Annotated in this window: 23 protein-coding genes; 1 reads left to right on the plus strand and 22 read right to left on the minus strand. The window is 38.8% G+C overall.

Annotated features, from left to right (window positions below; all coding sequences use genetic code 11):
* Positions 1-35 precede the first annotated feature (35 nt).
* The 19 genes from POF52_RS08035 to POF52_RS08125 form a co-directional block, all read right to left on the minus strand.
* Positions 36-536: a YpoC family protein gene (locus POF52_RS08035; RefSeq protein WP_271991715.1), complete on the minus strand. Its 501-nt coding sequence runs from the start codon at positions 534-536 to the stop codon at positions 36-38.
* Positions 523-1,194, minus strand: coding sequence for an endonuclease III (gene nth / locus POF52_RS08040; protein ID WP_098621477.1), 672 nt, complete (start codon positions 1,192-1,194; stop codon positions 523-525). The genes POF52_RS08035 and nth overlap by 14 nt, the downstream gene beginning before the upstream one ends.
* Positions 1,195-1,334: 140 nt before the next feature.
* On the minus strand, positions 1,335-2,042 hold the full coding sequence (locus POF52_RS08045) for a DnaD domain-containing protein (RefSeq protein WP_271991720.1): 708 nt from the start codon (positions 2,040-2,042) through the stop codon (positions 1,335-1,337).
* 336 nt (positions 2,043-2,378) lie between these two features.
* Positions 2,379-3,671, minus strand: coding sequence for an asparagine--tRNA ligase (gene asnS / locus POF52_RS08050; protein WP_074678384.1), 1,293 nt, complete (start codon positions 3,669-3,671; stop codon positions 2,379-2,381).
* A gap of 155 nt (positions 3,672-3,826) precedes the next feature.
* The gene (locus POF52_RS08055; RefSeq protein WP_074678386.1) at positions 3,827-5,011 is read right to left on the minus strand and encodes a pyridoxal phosphate-dependent aminotransferase; all 1,185 of its coding nucleotides are present in this window, start codon (positions 5,009-5,011) and stop codon (positions 3,827-3,829) included.
* Between the two features lie 133 nt (positions 5,012-5,144).
* On the minus strand, positions 5,145-5,633 hold the full coding sequence (locus POF52_RS08060; protein ID WP_025749368.1) for a cell wall elongation regulator TseB-like domain-containing protein: 489 nt from the start codon (positions 5,631-5,633) through the stop codon (positions 5,145-5,147).
* Positions 5,634-5,644: 11 nt separating this feature from the next.
* Positions 5,645-5,815, minus strand: coding sequence for a YpmA family protein (locus tag POF52_RS08065; RefSeq protein WP_013056102.1), 171 nt, complete (start codon positions 5,813-5,815; stop codon positions 5,645-5,647).
* A gap of 188 nt (positions 5,816-6,003) precedes the next feature.
* Positions 6,004-6,801, minus strand: coding sequence for a hydrolase (locus POF52_RS08070; RefSeq protein ID WP_271991731.1), 798 nt, complete (start codon positions 6,799-6,801; stop codon positions 6,004-6,006).
* Positions 6,802-6,890: 89 nt separating this feature from the next.
* Entirely contained in the window at positions 6,891-9,692 is a 2,802-nt protein-coding gene (gene dinG, locus POF52_RS08075; RefSeq protein WP_271991733.1) for an ATP-dependent DNA helicase DinG, read from the minus strand.
* A gap of 202 nt (positions 9,693-9,894) precedes the next feature.
* The gene (gene panD, locus POF52_RS08080; RefSeq protein WP_013056099.1) at positions 9,895-10,278 is read right to left on the minus strand and encodes an aspartate 1-decarboxylase; all 384 of its coding nucleotides are present in this window, start codon (positions 10,276-10,278) and stop codon (positions 9,895-9,897) included.
* Positions 10,279-11,136: a pantoate--beta-alanine ligase gene (gene panC / locus POF52_RS08085; protein WP_271991738.1), complete on the minus strand. Its 858-nt coding sequence runs from the start codon at positions 11,134-11,136 to the stop codon at positions 10,279-10,281.
* A gap of 1 nt (position 11,137) precedes the next feature.
* Positions 11,138-11,971 (minus strand): 3-methyl-2-oxobutanoate hydroxymethyltransferase, encoded by an 834-nt coding sequence (panB, locus tag POF52_RS08090; protein WP_271991741.1) that lies wholly within the window; start codon positions 11,969-11,971, stop codon positions 11,138-11,140.
* 272 nt (positions 11,972-12,243) lie between these two features.
* A complete protein-coding gene (locus POF52_RS08095; protein WP_013056096.1) occupies positions 12,244-13,233 on the minus strand; it encodes a bifunctional biotin--[acetyl-CoA-carboxylase] synthetase/biotin operon repressor in 990 nt (329 codons plus the stop codon).
* Positions 13,218-14,411, minus strand: a complete 1,194-nt coding sequence (locus POF52_RS08100; protein WP_271991744.1) for a CCA tRNA nucleotidyltransferase — start codon at positions 14,409-14,411, stop codon at positions 13,218-13,220. Before POF52_RS08100 ends, POF52_RS08095 begins: the two co-directional genes overlap by 16 nt.
* Before the next feature lie 15 nt (positions 14,412-14,426).
* Entirely contained in the window at positions 14,427-15,554 is a 1,128-nt protein-coding gene (bshA, locus tag POF52_RS08105) for an N-acetyl-alpha-D-glucosaminyl L-malate synthase BshA (protein ID WP_013056094.1), read from the minus strand.
* On the minus strand, positions 15,555-16,265 hold the full coding sequence (gene bshB1 / locus POF52_RS08110) for a bacillithiol biosynthesis deacetylase BshB1 (protein ID WP_176583869.1): 711 nt from the start codon (positions 16,263-16,265) through the stop codon (positions 15,555-15,557). It abuts the gene before it with no gap.
* Positions 16,266-16,275: 10 nt separating this feature from the next.
* On the minus strand, positions 16,276-16,674 hold the full coding sequence (mgsA, locus tag POF52_RS08115; RefSeq protein WP_013056092.1) for a methylglyoxal synthase: 399 nt from the start codon (positions 16,672-16,674) through the stop codon (positions 16,276-16,278).
* Between the two features lie 12 nt (positions 16,675-16,686).
* Positions 16,687-17,487: a 4-hydroxy-tetrahydrodipicolinate reductase gene (dapB, locus tag POF52_RS08120; RefSeq protein ID WP_176583870.1), complete on the minus strand. Its 801-nt coding sequence runs from the start codon at positions 17,485-17,487 to the stop codon at positions 16,687-16,689.
* A 13-nt stretch (positions 17,488-17,500) separates the two neighbouring features.
* A complete protein-coding gene (locus tag POF52_RS08125; RefSeq protein ID WP_013056090.1) occupies positions 17,501-17,830 on the minus strand; it encodes a nucleotide pyrophosphohydrolase in 330 nt (109 codons plus the stop codon).
* Between the two features lie 312 nt (positions 17,831-18,142).
* Between POF52_RS08125 and POF52_RS08130 the strand changes: the two genes are divergently transcribed.
* Complete coding sequence (locus tag POF52_RS08130; protein ID WP_013082317.1) at positions 18,143-19,009, plus strand: YitT family protein; 867 nt, start codon at positions 18,143-18,145, stop codon at positions 19,007-19,009.
* 28 nt (positions 19,010-19,037) lie between these two features.
* On the opposite strand, the gene POF52_RS08135 is transcribed toward POF52_RS08130, so the two are convergent.
* The 3 genes from POF52_RS08135 to POF52_RS08145 form a co-directional block, all read right to left on the minus strand.
* Positions 19,038-19,715, minus strand: coding sequence for a zinc metallopeptidase (locus tag POF52_RS08135; protein ID WP_013056088.1), 678 nt, complete (start codon positions 19,713-19,715; stop codon positions 19,038-19,040).
* 64 nt (positions 19,716-19,779) lie between these two features.
* Positions 19,780-20,556 (minus strand): sporulation protein YpjB, encoded by a 777-nt coding sequence (locus tag POF52_RS08140; protein ID WP_013082316.1) that lies wholly within the window; start codon positions 20,554-20,556, stop codon positions 19,780-19,782.
* Between the two features lie 84 nt (positions 20,557-20,640).
* The gene (locus POF52_RS08145) at positions 20,641-21,657 is read right to left on the minus strand and encodes a CAP domain-containing protein (RefSeq protein WP_271991755.1); all 1,017 of its coding nucleotides are present in this window, start codon (positions 21,655-21,657) and stop codon (positions 20,641-20,643) included.
* Between the last annotated feature and the right edge of the window lie 188 nt (positions 21,658-21,845).

Here is a 21,845-nt window from a genome sequence, read left to right on the forward strand (position 1 = left end):
CGTAGCAGTAAAAAGCCCCTACACGTGTAGGGGCTTTATTTCTTGTGAAGAATAAGCATTTTTGCATACTGCTTACGCAGCTCATTAAATAATTCTGTCAGCTGAATATACGCTTGATAAGAAGAAACTCGCTGCAGCAAAAACATAAGTCTCTCAGCACAGTTAATAGGCTTATAGGTTAGGTCCGCTATGTCTTCTTGCAGCCGATTTAAACGCCGAACGGCCTGTCCATTAATCCAAAACAGTAAACTAATATACATAGCAGCAGCTTGTTTCATACAAGGCGCTGCTTCTTTTGCTTTTCGCTGAGAAAAAAGTGTATACAGTTCTTCCTTTTGAGTTTCCCACTTTTCAAAAAATGGCCGTATGTTCTTTTGAACATCCCTCCAAGGTGTTTTCGTTTCTTTATGTACATCGTATAAAATATCATAAGCAAAATAATTTCTTCCATTTTTTTTATCTGTTTCAAGAACCCGATCTTCTTTTGAATAAAATGGTTCGCATATGAAATGTGACGGCACTTCAATCGGTAACATTTGTCTTCTTCTCTTTTCCTTTCATTCGTTTCTTGCCTTCTCGGCAAAGATCAAGAAGCGGGCAGACATGACATTGAGGAGACTGTGCTTTACAGTGATAGCGTCCAAAAAAGATAAGCCGATGATGCGTAACGGACCATTCATCTTTCGGAATTTTTCTCATCAGCGTTTTTTCTACTTCCAAAACGGAATCTTTCCACCTGCAAATTCCAAGGCGTTTACTTACACGTTCTACATGCGTATCTACTGCTATTGACGGTACTCCAAAAGCTACGGATACAACAACATTAGCCGTCTTACGCCCTACTCCTGGAAGATTGGTCAGCTCATCACGATCTTTTGGAACTTCTCCTCCGTATTCATCAATGAGCATACGGCAGAGCTTTTGAATATTTTTAGCTTTGTTTCTATATAAGCCGATTGATCTAATATCTTGCTGCAGCTCTTCTAACGAAACGGCTAAATAGTCTTCAGGCGTTTGATATTTCTTGAATAAATCCGCTGTTACGCGGTTGACTAAAGCATCTGTGCACTGAGCAGATAGCGCCACAGCAATGACTAAATCAAAGGGATTCCGATGATTTAACTCACAGTGGGCGTCAGGAAACATTTCTGCCATAGCATCTAGGCACTGTCTGATTTGTTTTAACGTTAACATACTAGTTCTCCTTCTTCTTACAGGTAGTTCCCTCCTATTTTACAATAGGGTTCCTGTCAAATGCTACTTTTGTCCATACTCTTTTAAAAAAGCTGCTTCAAGATTCAATTACTTGGATCTTGAAGCAGCTTTTTATCCTGTCATTGCTCTAGCCAGTTAAAAAAAGGAATGGCTGATGTAGACTGAGAAGAGTTAACAGAAGATAGTTTTTTGGGCTGTTGATTTTGACGAAATTTTTGGCTATGCTTGCGGGCTTGATCAATGGTCTGAATGCCATTTTTCTTCCATTCAAATAAAATACGATCAATGTACCGGAAGTTTAATTTTCCAGACATCACCGACTCTCTTAGTGCCGCTTTAATAATAATGGGATCATGATGATCTTGATCAATCCACATCGCTAGCGTTTCGCATTCAAACGGAGACAATGCTCTGCCAAACTCTTTTTCAAACATTGTATATAAATTAAGCTCTTCTTGTTCTTCTTCGCTTTTTTCTACTTCTCTTGTTTCGTGCATCATATGATGAATAAGCTTTTCCCAAAGCGGTTTTAATGAATAACGTTCACAAATAAGGGCGTTTTGCTGTTGATCTTGCTCAATAGATAAAAAGCCGCGCTGAATTAATGCTCGCAGCGTATCCATACAGACAGCACTTGAAATACTCATTTTTGCCGCCAATTCGTTAGGTGTCGGGAAACCTTCACCGCCTTCAATGGAAACATAAATATGCATTAACGTCATGAATTCCGTTTCGTTCATTCCCAAATCGCTATAGTGATTAAACAGCAGCTTCGGAATTGAAACTGTGCCTTGTTCAAACCATTCAATTAACGTTTCTTTTTTCATATCCGAACACCTCAGTAGTTAGTATATCATGAAGTTTATAATCAAAGTAATAATTATTCGAAGCTAAAAAAGCTTCTATGTAAAACTTTCCGCTGAAACCGTACCATTGCTCTGCACATATAAAATATATACGAACGATGACTTCCTTCCAAGAATATTACACTAACTTATTTTTTCGAGAATTGCAACTCCCTTTTAAGTTAGACTCTCTTCTATGTTTACCTTTGTTTCCTTGTGATATAAGTAAAAGCCTCGTTTTTCTTTTCTTTTTATGATTCATAAAAAAAGCTAAAAAAGTATCCTGACTATAAAAGTCAGAATACTTTTTTTACTTCCTTACGGGTATAAACGGTTTAATAAGCGTGGGAATGGAATCGTTTCACGAACGTGTTCTACGCCGCTAATCCATGCTACCGTACGCTCAAGGCCTAAACCAAATCCTGAATGTGGAACTGAGCCATACTTACGAAGCTCTAAATACCACTTGTACGTTTCTGTATCTAGTTGGTGCTCTTCTACACGCTGAGCTAAAAGCTCTTGATCATGAATACGTTCAGAGCCTCCAATGATTTCTCCGTAGCCTTCTGGTGCAATTAAGTCTGCACATAATACTACGTCTTCATTTGTTGGATCTGGCTGCATATAAAATGGTTTTAATGACGTTGGATAGTGTGTAATGAATACCGGCTTGTCATAGCTTTCTGCAATAGCCGTTTCATGCGGTGCTCCAAAGTCATCTCCCCACTGAATGTCTGTAAACCCTTTTTCATGTAAGAATTTAAGAGCCTCATCGTAGGAAATACGAGGGAATGGCGCTTTAATTTGTTCTAACTTAGATGTATCACGGCCTAGTACATTTAACTCTAACTTACAGTTTGTTAAAACAGACTGTACGACATGAGACACATACTCTTCCTGTACTTTCAAGTTATCTTCGAATTGGTAGAAAGCCATCTCTGGTTCAATCATCCAAAACTCAATTAAATGACGGCGCGTTTTAGATTTTTCAGCGCGGAACGTTGGACCGAATGAAAATACTTTTCCAAGCGCCATTGCCGCTGCTTCCATATAAAGCTGGCCACTTTGAGAAAGATATGCATCTTCGTCAAAATATTTCGTGTGGAATAATTCTGTTGTTCCTTCAGGAGCACTTCCTGTTAGGATTGGAGGATCTACTTTTGTAAACCCGTTTTCGTTAAAGAATTCATACGTTGCACGAATAATTTCGTTACGAACCTTCATAACGGCATGTTGACGTTTAGAACGCAGCCATAAATGACGGTTATCCATTAAGAACTCTGTTCCATGTTCTTTTGGCGTAATTGGATAATCAACAGCTTCATGAATAACTTCAAGGCTTGTAACTGTTAACTCATAGCCAAACGGTGAGCGCTCATCTTCACGTACCACACCTGTTACATATAGTGATGATTCTTGCGTCATAGATTTAGCTAATTTAAAAGTTTCTTCTTCTACTTCAGCTTTTACAACTACTCCTTGCATGAATCCTGATCCATCGCGCAGCTGTAAAAAGGCAATTTTACCACTTGAACGTTTATTCGCTAACCAAGCACCAATTGTTACTTCTTTTCCTACATGCTTGCTTGCTTCTGAAATCGTAATTTTCACGATTAATATCCCTCCAAAAAACTTACATTTCGTAATTATGTATGCCATCCTATTATACATTTCGACAAACATAATAACAAGTAACAAACAAAAAGAGCCTTCTAACACGTGTAATTTGTGCTAAAAGGCTCTTTTGTTTTTAAATATAATCTTTTTTATTTCATATGACGAGTCATGAATGATTGAATTCGTTCCAATGCCTTTTCTAGCAAATCTAGTGATGTAGCATAAGAAAGACGTACGTTTTCAGGTGAACCGAATCCTGATCCAGGAACTAGGGCTACCTTCTCTTCTTCTAAAATAGCTTCTACCCATGCATCAACTGTATCAAAACCAGTTAATTTTGCAGCTTCAATTGCATTAGGGAATAAGTAGAAAGCACCCTGTGGTTTTAAGCATGAGAACCCTGGAATGTTAATCAGCTTTTCATGAATTACGTTGAGACGCTCTTCAAAAGCTTGTCGCATCATTTCCACCGGCTCCTGAGTGCCGTTATAAGCAGCAATTGTTGCATATTGAGCAATAGATGTTGGATTTGACGTGCTGTGACTCGCTAGGTTTGTCATCGCTTTAATAACTGTAGCATCACCAGCCGCATATCCAATGCGCCAGCCCGTCATGGAATGTGACTTAGAAACACCGTTAATGATAATTGTTTTTTCTTTTAATGCTGGTGAAAGCTGTGCAATCGATACATGTTCATTTTGACCATACACAAGCTTTTCATAAATTTCATCTGATACGATAAAAATATCGTGCTTCAAGCAAACTTCTCCTAAAGCTTGAAGCTCTTCTCTTGTGTAAATCATACCTGTTGGGTTGCTTGGTGAATTGATAATAACAGCTTTGGTTTTAGCAGTAATAGCTGCTTCTAATTGTTCAGGTGTGATTTTAAATTCGTTATTTTCAGAACCTTCAACGAATACTGGTGCACCTTCTGCTAACTTTACTTGCTCAGGATAACTTACCCAGTAAGGAGTTGGGATAATCACTTCGTCACCTTCGTCTAACAGAACTTGAAATAACGTATACAGTGCGTGCTTAGCACCTGTACAAACAATAATTTCAGAAGGTGAATACGTCAGGCCTTGATCGCGTTTGAATTTTTGAATTACCGCTTCTTTTAATGGTGCAAGGCCGCCTGCTGGCGTATATTTTGTCTGACCATCATTCATTGCTGTAACAGCCGCTTCTAAAATGTGCTGCGGCGTATTAAAATCAGGTTCCCCTGCTCCAAGTCCAATCACATCATGACCAGCCGCTTTCAATTCTTTCGCTTTTGCTGTAATCGCTAATGTTGATGATGGCGTTAATGCTGATACACGTTTTGCTAACTTCACTAAAATCTCCCCCTATGAACTAAAGCTATAATCAGCCCGCGGGCTGATTATAGATAAAAAATTGGCTTCATTTTCATAAAGCGCTGAAATCTTATATTATGACACATATGGCATTTCATATGGTATAAACGATTTATGATTGAGATAAGCTGTATCGTTTTATAAATTCACCGCTAGAGAAATCAAGATAATAGTATGTTAAATGTTTCTTATCTTTATCCACATATGTTACTTCCCACAGCGGCTTTTTCTTTTCAATGCCTAGGCGCACCGACTTAATTTCCTGCGGATTTTTATCATTTTTCACAATAGAAATGGCTTTTTCTTTTGTGATCCCGCTGCTTGCTTTCTTTAAAACAGCTGTTTGTTTTTTGCTTTTAGGCATCCAAGCAATTACCTTTTGATTGCTTCGGTTTGTACCTTCTACTACATAAAATGCATGATTGCCGAAATATGGCTGGGTGCTTGTAACAGATTTCAAATTAAATTCTTTTTTTGCTTGGGATGCTGCTTTTTCCTCAGCAGACTGCACATCCTTCACGGACGAGTGATAAATGCTAAAAGAAATGCCCCCGATAATTAAAAGCACAGCAGCTACGGCTACAATAATTAACTTTTTCATAAAATCCCTACTTATGTACGATAAATTGTAAATACAGCTTTGCTTTGATCTTCTTCATCTAACGCTAATCCGAACATCAAATCTTGCTTTTTCAACGTGCGATTCAAACTATCAACAATTTTATATAAATCCGAGGAATTTTCCACGCGGACAGTTGATAATACTTCAATCCTGCTTTCCATTGTAAACCTCCTAGCTCGTCTATCACGACGCAAAAATGACGATATCCGTATTATAACAGGTATCAAAAACCATCGTCATCTTTTTCACTCATCAATCCCGTCTGTACGTTTTGCGTAAAAACCGAATAAATAAGTAAACATATATAATATTATAAGGAATTTACCTCTTTTTGCAAAAGGAAATTTGTTTATTTTGCAGAAAATTTCATCACATCATAGGATTTTAGGGACATTTTAATAGAGTAAGCGCTCCCCTCTCTTACATCATATAATTCAATCCATTCAGCTGTTAAATTTGAAAGCAGTCGAGGGGAATAGGAACGGCCTGGTTTCATAAACGCAACCGCAAGCTGTGTATCTAATTGCTTCAAAAATGCATTCGAAAAAAACGTTCCCTCTCCAAAATCAGGAATTTTCAATACATCTACATGGGTAAGAGGAATGCGTAAAAACTTTTCTTCTACTTCATCTGAGCTGCTCATTGCATATAGAATCCGATGTTCTCCGATCGTAAATAATAGATCCATAGCCGCTATTTTTTGCTTCGATGCATGCAAGACATCAACGTGTATATTATTTGTTAACTGAAATAAATCATTTTCTTTCCACTTCTCTGTTTGAAATTCCGCCTGGTACTGAGCGGGGACAATAATACGTTCTATATGATAATCATTCACAGCTCGCTGAACATTTGAATCATAGTACTTTTGCTGCTTTGTAATCACTAATTGGTTGATTTTTTTCACTTTATATCGCTTCAACCACTTCTTTAGCTCCGGATAGGAAGATGCATTCCCGGTATTTATCAAAATAGTCTCACCGCTTCCGTCTTGAATCAGACTCGCTTCTCCAGCTGAAAGAGGTAAAAAGCTGATCACTACTTCATCAGCTTGTAAACCAAAATCTACGTTTTTAATGACGGCTGCTGAAACCGAACAGTTCATAAAACTAAAAAACAGTACGGCACTTATTAATATTTTAATCATACACTGTCCTCATTTGCTTATCATAGTATATTACTATCGTCTCTCAAGTGAAGAAACAGTATGCATAAAAAAAAGACTTAAGCGTATGCTCAAGTCTTTTCATTCCACCATTCTTTGTAGTCCAGTAAGACATCCGAAAACGTTTTTTGAACAACCTGGACTTTTGGAAGTGAGTGAAGGAAATGGTAACCATATGCTGTTCGCGTAATACGATTATCAAAAATAAATATAGCTCCTCGGTCACTTTTCGAACGAATCAACCGTCCAAATCCTTGTTTAAAACGGATAACGGCCTGAGGAAGTGAATAATTCATAAAAGGACTTTTTCCTTCTTTTTTCATCTGCTCAAATTTAGCTGTCAGCAGAGGTTGATTTGGAGATGAAAAAGGAAGTCTGACAATTACGAGACATGATAATAAATCTCCTGGCAGATCAATTCCTTCCCACAGGCTATTTGTACCTAATAGAATGGAATGCTCAAACTGGCTGAAGTCCTTTAGCAGTCTATTACGATTTCTAGTTGTGACTCCTTGACCGAGCAGTACAAACTCTTCAAGATCGTTTAACTCTTTTAAATAACCATACGTAGCTTTCAACATGTCATATGAAGTAAAAAGCACCAGCATACGACCATTTGTTACTTTAGCTACGTCAAGAATACTTTCTGCCATCATAGCGCTATACTCATATAATGATACTTCGTTAACAGCAGGCATATCTTGAGGAATATAGACTCTAGCTTGCTTCTCATAATCAAACTCAGAAGGGAGAATGAGTTGAGCAGGCTGAAAGTCATATAACCCTAGCTCTTGAATTAAATAATCAAATGTTCCATTCACCGTCAATGTAGCCGATGTTAAAATAACGCTTTGTTTCTTGGCGAAAAATTCATCAGCCAGCGTATCGGCAATGGAAGTAGGCTGACTATAGATATACGTAGCATTCGCTGCTCCTTTTGGTTCAATCTCAAACCACGTTACGTGATGACTCTGCTGTTTGAACAAAAGCTTTTCTATTTGCTGAGAGATGTGTTCAAATCCTTTAACAGCCGTTTGAAATTCATGAAGAGACGACTGTTCATTTTTTGTGACTTTGTCATATAGTTCGTCAAAAGAATGTCTTGCCCCATCATTCCATGTAAAAAGATCGTGAATTAAAAAACGAATGCGCGACGCTGCTTCTTGAATAGCCGTCCAGTAATGCCCATGCTCTTTTTCCACTTTATATCGATAGCTGCTTCTTCCAATCTCACCCTGCTGATTGCCGATTCTTTTTTGGACAAAAGAATGAATCAAACGAAATAAGTCATCGCACTCAGAATGAAGCTGTACAAACAGGTTTTGAAGAAATTCAGTGTTAAGCTCGATGCTATATTTTACAAACGTATGATGAATTTTTTTTAACAGCCCTTTGTCTTGAATGGTTCCGATTCGGTTTAATAGCGCATGAACCGCAAAATAATCTAAGCGCTCCCCCAGCTCTTCTCCAGCAATGTCTTCTAAGTGATGAGCCTCGTCAATAATAATCTGTTCATACTCAGGCAGCAGCTCATGATTACTCATCACATCCATCAACAGCAAGCGATGATTTGTCACTACTATATGGGCATTTTGCGCTCTGTTCTGCGCTCGTTCATAAAAAGAATAAAGTTTCCAAGGATGCTTAAAGTCACTTGGAGACGGATTGCTTTCATTTAGCTGTTCCCAAAAAAGTTTGCCGCCAGAAGGCAGGTTTATTTCATCGCTGTCGCCCGTTTCCGTTTCCGTCAGCCAAATAAGCAGCTTCGCTTTTGTAAGGATTGCATCGTAATTATTATTGCGCTCTTTTAAGAGCTGAATAAACTTTCTTATACTAATGTAGTGTTCTCTTCCTTTTAAAACAGCTGCTGTAACAGGAAACGGAACAATCTTTTCTAGAATGGGCACATCTTTTTCGATGATTTGCTGCTGAAGCGTTACCGTGTTAGTTGAGATAATGACTGGTTGATGATGAACAGAAGCATAAAACACAGCAGGAACTAAATAAGCGTAGGTTTTACCAATACCGGTCCCGGCTTCAATTAAAGCATGCTCATTACCTGCAAAGCACTCTTGTACAAAGTTCATCATCTCCCACTGCCCTTTTCGTTCTTCAAACAATGGCAGAGCCTGATGGAACAGCTTTTGCTTTTCAGCTTCAAATATTTCGTAAGTATGAGAGTGCTGCTTTTCATTAGCTGAATGCGGCTGATATTTATTTAGCGCAATGCCATGTATAAATTCATAAGAATCATCCTCGGCATAGCTTTTATCATCTATAACTTGTTGAATCAGTTCTCCAATTTCACTTTTAAAGTGCAAGCTTAGCGCATACAGCTGCTTTAAAGTTGTTAGAGGTAGCTTCTTTAATTTTTCAATTAGTAATAGTAAAATACGTGCCGTTACTTCTGCATCACTATCTGCTTGATGAGGGTTTTCATGTTCAATATGTAAATACTCAGCTAATTGGCTAAGTTTGTACCCATCAACTGTAGGCAGCAGAATCCGGGCCAGTTCGACGGTATCTACGGTTGAATTATAAAGCGTCTCCCTTCCGCACTGATAGAGTTCTTCTTGTAAAAAAGTTAAATCAAATGCCACATTATGTGCAACAAAATAAGCATCATCTAGCAATTCTATAATTTTAGGTGAAATTTCTTCAAATAAAGGCGCATCTTTCACCATATCATTTTGAATGTTAGTTAGTTGTGTAATAAAAGGCGGAATATCCATACTCGGATTTAAAAAACTAGAAAAACGTTCAACAATTTTGCCGTCTTCTACTATGACAGCAGCAAATTGAATCATTTTATCTCCTTGTTTTGGAGAATGTCCCGTCGTTTCAAGATCTACCACAACAAAGCGTTTATTCACGGTCAACACCTCGCAAGTCTGTCTTTTTATAGTATAAAGTGAAAGCCTGCTCTATATGCTTTAAAAGCGCAACTCCTTCTCGTGAAAAACAGAGAGGCTTTCATACATAGAAGTTTTACTTTAGTGTGTATAGAGGTTTATACCGTTCACTTACTAGCGTATGTATTCAAATAAAAATCCCCCTCATAAAGGGGGACTGTTCTTATAGAATTGTACCAGCTGGTTCTTGTTTAAGCAATTGTTGGATTTTATTCTGCTCATTCATAATCGCTACGGTTGGATGATGGTGAGCTACTTCTTCATTTGCTACGAGCGCATAAGAGATAATGATGATAATATCTCCAGGCTGCACGAGTCTTGCAGCAGCTCCATTTAAACAAACTACACCGCTCCCGCGTTCGCCGGGAATCACGTACGTTTCCAAGCGAGCTCCGTTATTATTGTTTACAATTTGGACTTTTTCATTTGCTGCGATTCCCACTGCGTCAATGATATCTTCATCAATGGTGATGCTCCCAACATAATTTAAGTTGGCTTCAGTTACATGAGCTCTGTGTATTTTGGCATTCATCATCGTGCGAAACATTTAGTTATCCCCCTGTACGTCTACAATTACATTATCAATTAAACGGGCTTTAGAGAATTGAACAGCTAAAGCAATAATGATTTTGCCAGCGGCTTGCTTAATCGTTTTTAGCTCTGGATACGTATAAACCTCGATATAATCCACTTTACCGCTCGTATGTTGCTCAATTTCTTTTCGAATGGTCCCTTTAAGGATTTCTACATGCTTCTCTCCGCTTTCAAGAAGCTGCAGAGCGGTTTGTAAACTCTTAAATAAAACAGGTGCCTCTTCTCTTTCTTTATCTGTTAAATATACGTTACGAGAACTTTTAGCTAATCCGTCTGCTTCTCTCACCGTGTCTACTGCTCTAAGCTCCACGGGGAAATTAAAGTCTTCAATTAAGCCATCTACTACAGCAACTTGCTGCGCATCTTTTTTACCAAAGTATGCACGATCTGGAGTTACAATGTGAAAAAGCTTTGTTAGTACCGTAGCTACTCCATCGAAATGACCGGGGCGCTTCTGTCCACACAATACGTCTACACGATCTGTCACGGTTATAGCAACTGAACGGCTTGACTTATACATTTCCTCTAATGAAGGATAAAATAGATAGTCGACGTTAGCTTCTTTTGCCACGCGCTCATCACGTTCAAAATCTCTTGGATACGTATCAAAATCTTCATTTGGTCCAAATTGAGTCGGGTTCACAAAAATACTTAGCACCACTACTTCATTTTCTGTGCGAGCTGCTCCAAGCAAAGTAGCGTGGCCTTCATGCAAATAGCCCATCGTCGGGACAAATCCAATTGAATGTCCAAGCTGCTTTTCTTTTTTCATCTCCTGCTGCATGTCTTTAATTGTTGTAATGACTTTCATCTTATTTCCCTCCGTACAGTGCTGTTAACTGCTCTTCTTTCATTGAAAAAGTATGTGCTTCTTTCGGAAACTCTCTTTTTTTCACTTCACTTACATACTGTGAAAGCCCTTGTGAAATAGGCTCATTTATTTTCGCAAATGACTGAACAAATTTGGGCACACGCTCTACGCCGTACGTTAATACATCGTGGTATACAAGTACTTGACCATCCGTGTCAGCTCCTGCTCCAATTCCGATTGTAGGAATGCTTAAGCGTTCAGCTACTTGTTTTGCTACTTGTTTAGGAACACACTCTAATACAACAGCAATAGCTCCCGCCTGCTCACACTTGATCGCGTCTTGGATTAGCTGTTTTGCTTCTTTCGCTTCTTTCCCTTGCACTTTATAACCGCCCAGAACACCGACAGACTGAGGTGTTAACCCGAGATGTGCAACAACCGGAATACCAGCTTGCGTCAATTCTGAAATTGTATAAAGAACATCCTTTGCTCCTTCTACTTTTAAAGCATGAGCTCCGCTTTCCTGCATAATGCGAGCAGCATTTCTCATCGTGTCTTCTTTCGACACGTGATAGGACATAAATGGCATGTCGGTGACGATAAATGTATTAGCAGCTCCTCTTTTAACCGCTTTTGTATGATGAATCATGTCATCTACCGTTACAGGAATCGTAGAGTCATATCCTAAAACGACCATTCCTAGAGAATCGCCTACTAAAATCATGTCTACGCCTGCTTCCTCAGCGTACTTAGCTGACGGATAATCGTACGCGGTCAGCATCACAATTGGTTCATTGTTTTGTTTCATACGTAAAAAATCTAATTTTGTTTTCACTAACTTTCTCCTCCTTCTCAGAGGAGATGAGCGCACGTCTGCACACAAAAAGTCCTTCTACCTATAAAAGGAAGAAGGACTTTGACAGACTTCATCTATAAAAAGCACACTTTATCTAATGTGCTTACCTACGCGTCATCCCTCTGTCCTAGTCCTTAATGGATCAAGGCAGATTTATTGTCGTATTAAAAATAAAAAAACGAGTATCAAGTGAAGTTCTTGCGATACTACCTTGATACTCGTATTATAATAAAAATTCCTTTATTTTTCTACTATTTTTTAGCAGAGAGCTCAATATCTGCAGAATGAATTCGGTGTATAACTCCTTCGTCATCTTCAATCAATAGAACGCCTTCATCTGTTATACCTTTTGCAAAGCCTTCAATGTTGGCTGTCATCGTGCGTGCTATAATTCGCTTGCCAATGCTGATCGCATACGTTTCCCAAAGAACTTTAATTAAACCAAAGCCATTTTTTAAGTATTCTTCGTAAAGGGTTTCTAACTTTAAGAAAAACGCTTGCATCAAAGCTGCACGATTAATTTCTTCACCTTTTTCAATACGTAAAGATGTGGCAATGTGTTTGATTTGTTCATTAAAATCCGTTTCCTGCTGATTCACATTGATGCCGATTCCAATGATGACCGAATGAATCCGGTCAAAATCAGCCTGCATTTCTGTTAAAATCCCAACTAGCTTCTTCCCATTTAATAAAACATCATTAGGCCATTTAATGTCTGGAGAAAGGTTCGTCACTTCTTGAATGGCCTGTACAACAGCCACTGCTGATAGTAGAGTCAGCTGAGGAGCCTGCTGCGGAGGGATAGAAGGACGCAGTATAATACTCATCCAGGCACCAGTATATTTTGGGGAATACCAAGCTCTATCAAGTCTTCCTCTCCCTGCAGTTTGCTCTTCAGCAACTACAACCGTTCCTTCTTTTGCTCCTTCTTGAGCGATTCGATGAGCAATTTTCTGAGTAGAATGCACGCTTTCCTCATAATGAATATACTGACCGATTTTTGTTGTTTGGAGCCCTAATAAAAGCTCGTTGCTGCTTACTTTGTTCGGCTTCCCAACAATGCGATAGCCTTTTTTACGAACAGCTTCAAGTTCATAGCCGTCTTTTCGCAGCTCTTCGATATGCTTCCATACAGCTGTTCTTGAACAGCCTAATAAATCGCTGATCTTTTGGCCGGACACATAGTCCCCATCTGCGTTCGTAAACATTTCAAGCAGCGTTCTTCTTATATCTGACTGCAAGACTGCACCCACTTTCTTATTGAAGATTTCGTGTTCATTAACTCATTGTATAGAACTTTCTCCTCAATTTCTTTTAACAGTTGAGACACCCATGGACCACCCTTTTTACCTGTCCACACTAAGAGATCTTGACCATTTATATCTAAATCTTTTAAAGAATGAATAGGCAGCTCGCTATAGATGTAAAGAAGCTCATGTTCATTCATATGCTCATTGCTTCGAAGAAGTTGTAAAATACGATTCACGCTTACGCTGGCCTGCTCTCCAATTGTATACATGATGCGTTTCGACCATCCATTTTCCAAAACGTCTCGAAGACCAATAGACTGAAGCTGAATATCTTTAATTTGCTTATTAGATAATTTCCAGCTTTTAAAAAATGCCTGCTTGTCTTGAATGTCGAGTAGATGTACCAGAAGTGTCCATGACTCCGATACTCGCTGAAGCATCATCCAATCGTGTGCACAAACAGATCGGAATTTTTGCGGATCTACATTCAATTGGGGCAAGTAGCGATACAGCTCCGTATCTGCTACAAGTGCTAATGCTAAAGACGGACGCTTTCCGCTCAGCATTTTTTCGAATTCAACTGTAATGCGTTCAATAGAAACATGCCTCAGCAGTTCACCGTATTGTTGAATGGCTCTTTTAGTTTGATCAGACAGCGAAAACGCCAGCTGACTGACAAAGCGAACGGCTCTCATCATACGAAGAGCATCTTCATGAAAGCGTTCTTTAGCATTTCCGACAGTGCGAATCAGCTGATTTCGCAAATCTTCTCTTCCATTAAATGGATCAACGATTTCTCCTTTTGCATTCATAGCCATTGCATTGATTGTAAAATCGCGACGCTGCAAATCTTCTATCAGAGACGAAATAAACGTAACGGACGAGGGACGACGAAAATCATCATATTCTCCCTCAGAGCGAAAAGTGGTTACCTCATAGGTCTCGTTCTCATGGACAACGACAACCGTACCATGCTCGATTCCTACATGAATCGTCTTAGGAAAGAGTTCCATCACTTGTTCAGGCCTAGCTGACGTAGCGATATCAATATCTCCAATCGTCCGATTTAAAATGAGATCCCTAACCGCTCCTCCAACAAAATACGCTTCGTAACCGGCTGTCTCCAGTTTTTCAATAATATAAAGCGGATGAATGAACGGTTCTTTCATAACGTCCTCCATTCTTCAACCCTGTACCAATTTATAATAAAGTTTTTCATATTGACTCACAATCTCTGTTGAATGAAATTTATGATTAACTGCGCTTAGAGACGCTTCCCTCATTTGGTGATGCAGCTGTTCATTTTCAAGTAGCTGAATTGCTTTGCTCGCTGCCTCTTCTACGTCTCCCACTTCGCAAATATATCCTGTTTTTTCGTGTTCAATTACTTCGGGTATTCCGCCTATATTTGTTCCGATGCATGGAACACCACAGGCCATAGCTTCTAAAAGCACAAGCCCAAAGCTTTCTTTTTCAGATAATAACAGTTTTAAATCGCTAATCGAATATAGTTCTGCTACATTTTCTTGTTTTCCAAGAAATAACACAGAATCTTGAAGATTTAGCTCTCTTACTAATTGAGACACTACCGTCATTTCAGGGCCGTCTCCTACAAGGAGCAGCTTAGACTGAAGCTTTTTATTAATAATAGCAAATGTTTTGACTATATCTGTAACTCGTTTGACTTGACGAAAGTTTGAAATATGAATAACGACTTTTTCATTTTCTAATATGCCATACTCCGCTTTTAAATACTGTACTTCTTTTTTATGATAAACTCGTTCATCAATAAAATTATACATCGTTTCAATTTCTTTATCTGGACTAATCAAATGGTGGGTTTGATCAACAAGTGACTGAGATACAGCCGTCACTGCATCTGATTTCTCAATTCCAAATTTAATTAAGTCTTTTAACGATGGATCCTCTCCTAGAACCGTAATGTCTGTCCCATGAAGAGTCGTCACAATTTTCACTTCGTGCTCCACCATTTGTTTAGCTAAAATCCCGCAAACAGCATGGGGGATTGCATAGTGCGTATGAATAATGTCAAGCTTTTCTCTTTTAGCCACTTCAGCCATTTTACTGGATAAAGCCAGATCATACGGAGGGTATTTAAAGACGGAGTACTGATTTACATCTACTTCGTGAAAATAAATATTTGGATATACTTTCGTCAATCTAAAAGGCATGCTAGAGGAAATAAAATGAATTTCGTGCCCCTTTTCAGCTAGCAGCTTCCCTAGCTCCGTTGCTACCACTCCTGAACCTCCAACGGAAGCGTAACATGTAATACCAATTTTTAACTTCATTTATTTTCCACCTACTAAATCGTCGTACATCAAAATCGGTTTTTTAGATAAAAAACCTTCACCGTATGCTACCCCGACTTCTTTGCCAAATAATCGCTCTCTGCTCTCTACCGTTTCAATATATCCGTTTACCAGCGGCGTATCAAACGTATCTGCTGTTTTTATAAATTGACTTTCATAAGCCTCTAGACTAGCTACTTTCTTTTGAAACGTGCTTGATACATCTACGATAAAATCTGGCTTATGAAATCCATTTATCATATAGAAATAAAGAGACTCAGCACGATGAGCTTTTTGCTTTTTATAATCGATATAATTTTTAACGCCAGCGGAAAACATGGCCTCTTCTACAAGCTTCGCACAATTTCCATGATCAGGATGACGATCTTCAAAGTAAGGAGCAAATATAATCCTTGGTTGATACGTGCGAATGACTGATGCTATTTCAGCTATATACTCTGCCTTTAAAACCAAACCTCTGTCTGGTAAATGCAGATGAATTCGCTCATGAACACCTAAGACATCAGCAGCTTTAGACGCTTCTTGTTTTCGAATTTCAATCGTTCCATTTGAAGAAAGTTCAGCTTGCGTCAAATCGCAAATAACTACCTTCAAACCTTGTTCACTCATTCTTGCAATGGTTCCACCCATGCCGATTTCTACATCATCGGCATGAGCACCAAAGGCAAGGATATCTATTGTTTCTTTCATTATCTTCACCCTATTTTTTTATAATTGAACGCCAATGCAAATCGCCTCGTTCAAGTCCATGAATTAAAATCTCTGCTGTTCCCATATTCGTTGCAAGAGGAACCGCATAGACGTCACATAGGCGCATCAGAGCTGAAATATCAGGTTCATGAGGCTGAGCTGTTAACGGATCGCGGAAAAAAATAACCATATCCATTTCATTTTGAGCAATTAAAGCTCCTATCTCCTGATCTCCTCCAAGCGGTCCTGATTGAAAGCGGTGAACCTTCAAACCTGTTGCTTCTGAAATACGCGTTCCTGTTGTTCCTGTTGCGAACAGCGAATGTTCCTGTAAAATCGCTTGATAGGCTGTTGTGAATTGTACCATATCATTTTTCTTTTTATCATGTGCAATTAAGGCGATTTTCATTTTTCTCGCTCCTTAGTCAATAATATTTTCTAACCCATATACAAGTGTGTCTACGTTCATAACTGTGTCAACAGCTAGCTTCACACCTGACATAAAAGAAGCACGGTTGTATGAATCATGACGGATTTTTAATGTTTGTCCAAATCCTCCGAACATCACTTCTTGGTGAGCAATCAGTCCTGGCAAACGTACGCTATGTAGGCGGATTCCTTCATAATCTGCACCGCGTGCGCCTTCTAGCAATTCTTTTTCCTCAGGATGACCCTGTTTTTTTGCTTCACGAACTTCACTGATAAGCTCCGCTGTTTTTAAGCCTGTTCCTGATGGTGCATCTAACTTTTGATCGTGATGCATTTCAATAATTTCAACATCATCGAAGTATTTAGCTGCCATTTGTGAAAACTTCATCATTAAAATAGCGCCAATCGCAAAATTAGGTGCAATGATACAGCCAAGTTCCTTCTCTTCAGCAAGCTGCTGTAATTCTTTTAAATCTTCTTCTGAAAAGCCAGTTGTTCCTACAACAGGTCTTACTCCATATGTTAGGGCTGTTTTAGTATGAACGCGCCCAATTTCAGGTGTTGTCAAATCAACTAAAACATCTGCCTTAACGTCTTGAAAGCATTTTTCAATATCCGTGTAGATTGGCGCTTGTACATTTGGCATTCCTTCAATATCACTTATGTATTTTCCTGCATTGATACGATCTACCGCTGCTACTAATTCAAAATGCTCTGTTTCTTCTATTAATAATACAGCTTCTTTTCCCATACGACCTCTTGGTCCTGCAAGTACAATTCGAATTTTGTCCATTCTTTTTCTCTCCTTAGTCTTCTTTTTTCGTCCAGCGATCTTTGTCACGCGTATTAAATTTATTCATAACGCGATCATGCGCTTCTTGTAAATCGATATTTAATGAATTTGCAAAGCAAATTAATACAAATAAAATGTCGCCCATTTCTTCTTCGACCGTACGTTCTGCTTCAGTCGTTTTCTTCGGCTTTTCACCATAATAGTGGTTAATTTCGCGCGATAATTCGCCCACTTCTTCCGACATGCGCGCAAGCATAGCAAGAGGACTAAAATATCCTTCTTTAAATTGGCTAATATATGCATCAACTTCTTGCTGCATTTGCTCCATCGTTTTTTTTGACATCTTTTTATTTCACCTCTTTTAGAAGTACACTCAGCTTACTATTATAACATCTTTACTTCAAATTATTTAGTGTAATTACTTCTTCTTACCAAGCCTTTGTCAGATGTTCTTTCACAATATTCCTCACGTTTCCCTTAATTCTCAAAAATCTGTCTATATTTTACGAATTGAGGATACTACTAATACATAGCACTAGAAGAAACATCATCACTTTTTACTATTTTCAAAAATCTTTTCGATAGTTATTTACGAAATGAAATATATTCCTTTATGATAAGGTAGTGCAAAAACGGTCATAGGAGGTTTGTAAGTATGAAAGGTCTCAGATTAAAAAATATTATTTTTATACTGCTTGGTGCTGCCATATTTGCGTTTGGACTTGTTAATTTTAACATGCAAAACAATTTAGCTGAAGGTGGATTCACAGGCATTACCCTGCTTTTATTTTTCTTATTTAACATTGATCCCTCTTATTCGAACTTAGTGTTAAATATTCCTTTGTTTTTTGTAGGGTGGAAACTATTAGGGAGAACAGCATTTATTTATACCATGCTCGGAGTCGTTAGCTTATCGCTATTTTTATGGATATTCCAGCGCTTCCCAGTGAATATGCCCCTGCGTCATGATATGACTCTAGCAGCTCTTTTTGCCGGTGTTTTTATTGGAGTCGGTCTTGGCATTATTTTCAGGTTTGGAGGAACAACAGGAGGAGTCGATATCATCGCACGTGTTGTTCAAAAATATATCGGGTGGAATATGGGGAAAACGATGTTTCTTTTTGACTTTATTGTGATTAGTGCGTCTCTCATTTATTTATCCTACCGAGAAGCTATGTACACACTTGTTGCAGTCTTTGTCGCTGCACGGGTTATTGACTTTATGCAAGACGGCGCGTATGCCGCCAAAGGAGCAACGATCATTTCAAATCATAACGAAGCCATATCGGATAAAATTATGAAAGAAATGGATCGAGGCGTGACGATTTTAAAAGGACAAGGTTCTTTTTCTAAGCAAGATACCAACGTGCTATACTGCGTGGTTAGTAAAAACGAAATTTTCCGTTTAAAGCAAGTTATTACTTCTGTAGATCCGCACGCATTCGTTGCAGTTACGGATGTTCATGATGTCTTAGGCGAAGGATTTACCCTTGATGAAAATAAAAAACCGCTTGAAAGATAAAAAAAATACCGCTAATGCGGTATTTTTTTTAGTCGTCATTATTCATTCCTGTATAAATCATGATTAAACGAACCAACTCAAGAACTGCTACTGCTGCAGCTGCTACGTATGTTAAAGCCGCTGCGTTAAGCACTTTACGCGTCTCGCGCTCTTCGTCATTTCGAATCGCTCCGACTGAGACGATTTGCGTCATGGCTCGGCTTGAAGCATTAAATTCAACAGGCAGTGTTACAACTTGGAATACGACCGCTGCTGCCATGAAAATAATACCTAACAATAGCAACGGCTTAATCGACGCAATAATTCCAATCATAATTAAAATCCAAGAAGCGTTTGATCCAAGGCTTGCCACCGGCACAAGGGAGTGGCGAAGACGTAAAAACGAATAGTTTTCTTTGTCTTGAATCGCGTGGCCCACTTCGTGAGCCGCAACGGCAGCGCCCGCGACAGACGTTCCGTAATAGTTGTCTTCTGATAAACGAATTACTTTTGAACGAGGATCGTAGTGATCCGATAAAAATCCGCCTACAGGCTCTACGTGAACGTTGTACAATCCGTTTTCATCCAAAATTTTTCTTGCCACTTCTGCGCCTGTCATTCCTGATGAGTTGCTTACTTGTGAATATTTTTTGTAAGCACTTCTCACCTTAAACTGTGCCCAAATTGGCACAAGGATAATAATGAGAAAATAAATCAAAAAGCTCATTTACCCACACCTTTCATTATGTGTTTGACTACTCTTTTATTTTAGACAATTCTGCGCTTTTACGTCAATCATTACGCCCTCTGGCTGACTTTCTTTTCTGGTCAGCAAAATATTTTCGCGCTCCTACATAAAAAAGTGTAGCAATAATAATACTTCCGGTGGTAATTGTAACCCAAATAAAAGACGGGTCTGTACGATTTTCTTTTACTTGTTCAAAAAAATCTTTTAAGTTTTGTTCCATTTGGTTAAACTGCTCATCGTTAATCTCACTTAGCGTTCCTTCAGTTTGTAAAAAGTGAACGTCCGCGCTCACACGCTGTACGTAGGGAGACGACACGTCTACCTGCGCGCTCGGTAAGATCATATCATATTCCTTCAAAAATTGCTTAAGCTGCGCTTCATAAGCCGATTGTTCTCCTTTTACCGCTTCATTTCGCATCTCTTTAAATGTTGCTAGCATACTGCCTTCGAGCTCAGTCCACATAGGCTGATGCTTGCTGTGCAGCGCATCGACTAACAATCGAAATTGAGTAGCTTTTTGAAGACGTTCTTCATCACTGGAATCAGAAGATAAAAGAGACCTTTCTACCTGTTCATAACAAAGAGTTAAAATACGTATATCTTCGGCCGATACGCCCAAAGAAGCTGTATTGAGACTGGTAAATTCATTCGAAAAGTTTCTGAACAAATGTTGGGCTGCTTTATACTCCTTTTGCTCTACAAGCGATAGCGTTTGATCAGATAAGTTATCAAGCTTTTCCCACTGCCCTTCAGCTGCATGTACAGTAGTCGTATATGCAAAGAAAAGTACGAGCAATATTCCTACTATTCTTCCTTTCATTCTCGTCCCTCCTCTAACCTCTACTAAAACTTATGAGAAAGAGGACAAGAGTAGACCTATTTTCAAAAGGAAGTTTTAATCTTACTATTCATTCATCGGAGTGATAAAGTTTTGCGTGTAATATTTCTCATATACACCTACACCAAGACGCGTAAACTCTTTATTGAGTAAAGCCTTACGATGTCCCTCACTATTAAGCCACCCTTCAACCGCAGCGATTCCATCCTGATAATTCGAGGCAATATTTTCGCCCGCGATACGGTATACTACATCACCTTTTTGCAGACGGTTGCCTAAATCACCTTGTGCTGGTGAAACGTGAGAGAAATAGTTTAAGTCGCTCATTTCTTTGCTGTGTAAATAAGCTACTCCGGCAGTGGCTTCGTCCCAAGCTAAAGGCGACAGCTGAAACCGGTCTCGAATTACATTTGTAATATCGATAATTTGCTGCTCTTCTCCTTCTTGGACACTTTTCCACTCCTCCGATGTCAATGACGGAGCTGTGGGAAGCTCGCCGCGGTAAACAATTTCGTACGGACGCTGTTTTAATAGCGTGTCCATGTCCATAATTCGAATACTTGAGATTGTATTAAGGAACTGATCAAAATATAGTTGGAGGTATACATCTCCATATTTAATAATGGGACGCATTTTCATATCCTCTTCACTCAGACGAAATCGGTATTCATTTCCGTCTTTTTGAAGCGTGAGTTCCGATGAAAGTGAAACTCTTTTTTCTACTTCCTCTCGCTTCTCACCAATCTCAAAAGGATCTGTATTTGTTTTTGAGCCAATGACGTATACAGATACGACTTGATTATTTTCTACTCCTACCTGCGCATAAGTTTGACGATTCTTTTTGTAAATCCACCAGTCATAGCCATATGCAGAAGAATCAATACGATCCGGCTCTCCAAGCATTCCAATTAACTGTTCTGAATGATCTCCAATGAGCCTCATCATATTTTCACTTTGTTTTTCATAAGAAGCCACTTCTTGTGTGGGCTGACTTTTGGAATCCGTTTGGTTTTGCTCAATATTTTGACCCGTTAGATATTTTTCTAGCTGAGGTAAATAATCCTCCGCGTATACAAATGCCACTATTAATACGAGAATAAAAATAACTTTTTTCAGCTTTTCTTCCTCTCCTTACACCTGTTTTCTTTACCTGTTTAACTTATTTTTATCTCTATTATACATGCATTCAAAAAAAAATAGCTATCGGTATGAAGGAAACAAAAGAAAAAGCCAACTATTTACGAATATACTGCAAACAGTTGGCTTTCGCT

The organism is Priestia sp. AB (assembly GCF_028369225.1).
GTDB classification, from domain to species: domain Bacteria; phylum Bacillota; class Bacilli; order Bacillales; family Bacillaceae_H; genus Priestia; species Priestia megaterium.

Excerpts from the sequence above, each read along its gene's own strand:
- POF52_RS08035 (WP_271991715.1), bottom strand. The coding sequence starts at position 536 with ATGTTACCGATTGAAGTGCCGTCACATTTCATATGCGAACCATTTTAT.
- nth (WP_098621477.1), bottom strand. The coding sequence starts at position 1,194 with ATGTTAACGTTAAAACAAATCAGACAGTGCCTAGATGCTATGGCAGAA.
- POF52_RS08045 (WP_271991720.1), bottom strand. The coding sequence starts at position 2,042 with ATGAAAAAAGAAACGTTAATTGAATGGTTTGAACAAGGCACAGTTTCA.
- POF52_RS08060 (WP_025749368.1), bottom strand. The coding sequence starts at position 5,633 with ATGAAAAAGTTAATTATTGTAGCCGTAGCTGCTGTGCTTTTAATTATC.
- POF52_RS08065 (WP_013056102.1), bottom strand. The coding sequence starts at position 5,815 with ATGGAAAGCAGGATTGAAGTATTATCAACTGTCCGCGTGGAAAATTCC.
- POF52_RS08070 (WP_271991731.1), bottom strand. The coding sequence starts at position 6,801 with ATGATTAAAATATTAATAAGTGCCGTACTGTTTTTTAGTTTTATGAAC.
- panD (WP_013056099.1), bottom strand. The coding sequence starts at position 10,278 with ATGTTTCGCACGATGATGAATGCCAAAATACACAGAGCTCATGTAACT.
- panC (WP_271991738.1), bottom strand. The coding sequence starts at position 11,136 with ATGAAAGTCATTACAACAATTAAAGACATGCAGCAGGAGATGAAAAAA.
- POF52_RS08100 (WP_271991744.1), bottom strand. The coding sequence starts at position 14,411 with ATGAAAGAACCGTTCATTCATCCGCTTTATATTATTGAAAAACTGGAG.
- bshA (WP_013056094.1), bottom strand. The coding sequence starts at position 15,554 with ATGAAGTTAAAAATTGGTATTACATGTTACGCTTCCGTTGGAGGTTCA.
- bshB1 (WP_176583869.1), bottom strand. The coding sequence starts at position 16,265 with ATGAAAGAAACAATAGATATCCTTGCCTTTGGTGCTCATGCCGATGAT.
- mgsA (WP_013056092.1), bottom strand. The coding sequence starts at position 16,674 with ATGAAAATCGCCTTAATTGCACATGATAAAAAGAAAAATGATATGGTA.
- dapB (WP_176583870.1), bottom strand. The coding sequence starts at position 17,487 with ATGGACAAAATTCGAATTGTACTTGCAGGACCAAGAGGTCGTATGGGA.
- POF52_RS08125 (WP_013056090.1), bottom strand. The coding sequence starts at position 17,830 with ATGTCAAAAAAAACGATGGAGCAAATGCAGCAAGAAGTTGATGCATAT.
- POF52_RS08130 (WP_013082317.1), top strand. The coding sequence starts at position 18,143 with ATGAAAGGTCTCAGATTAAAAAATATTATTTTTATACTGCTTGGTGCT.
- POF52_RS08135 (WP_013056088.1), bottom strand. The coding sequence starts at position 19,715 with ATGAGCTTTTTGATTTATTTTCTCATTATTATCCTTGTGCCAATTTGG.
- POF52_RS08140 (WP_013082316.1), bottom strand. The coding sequence starts at position 20,556 with ATGAAAGGAAGAATAGTAGGAATATTGCTCGTACTTTTCTTTGCATAT.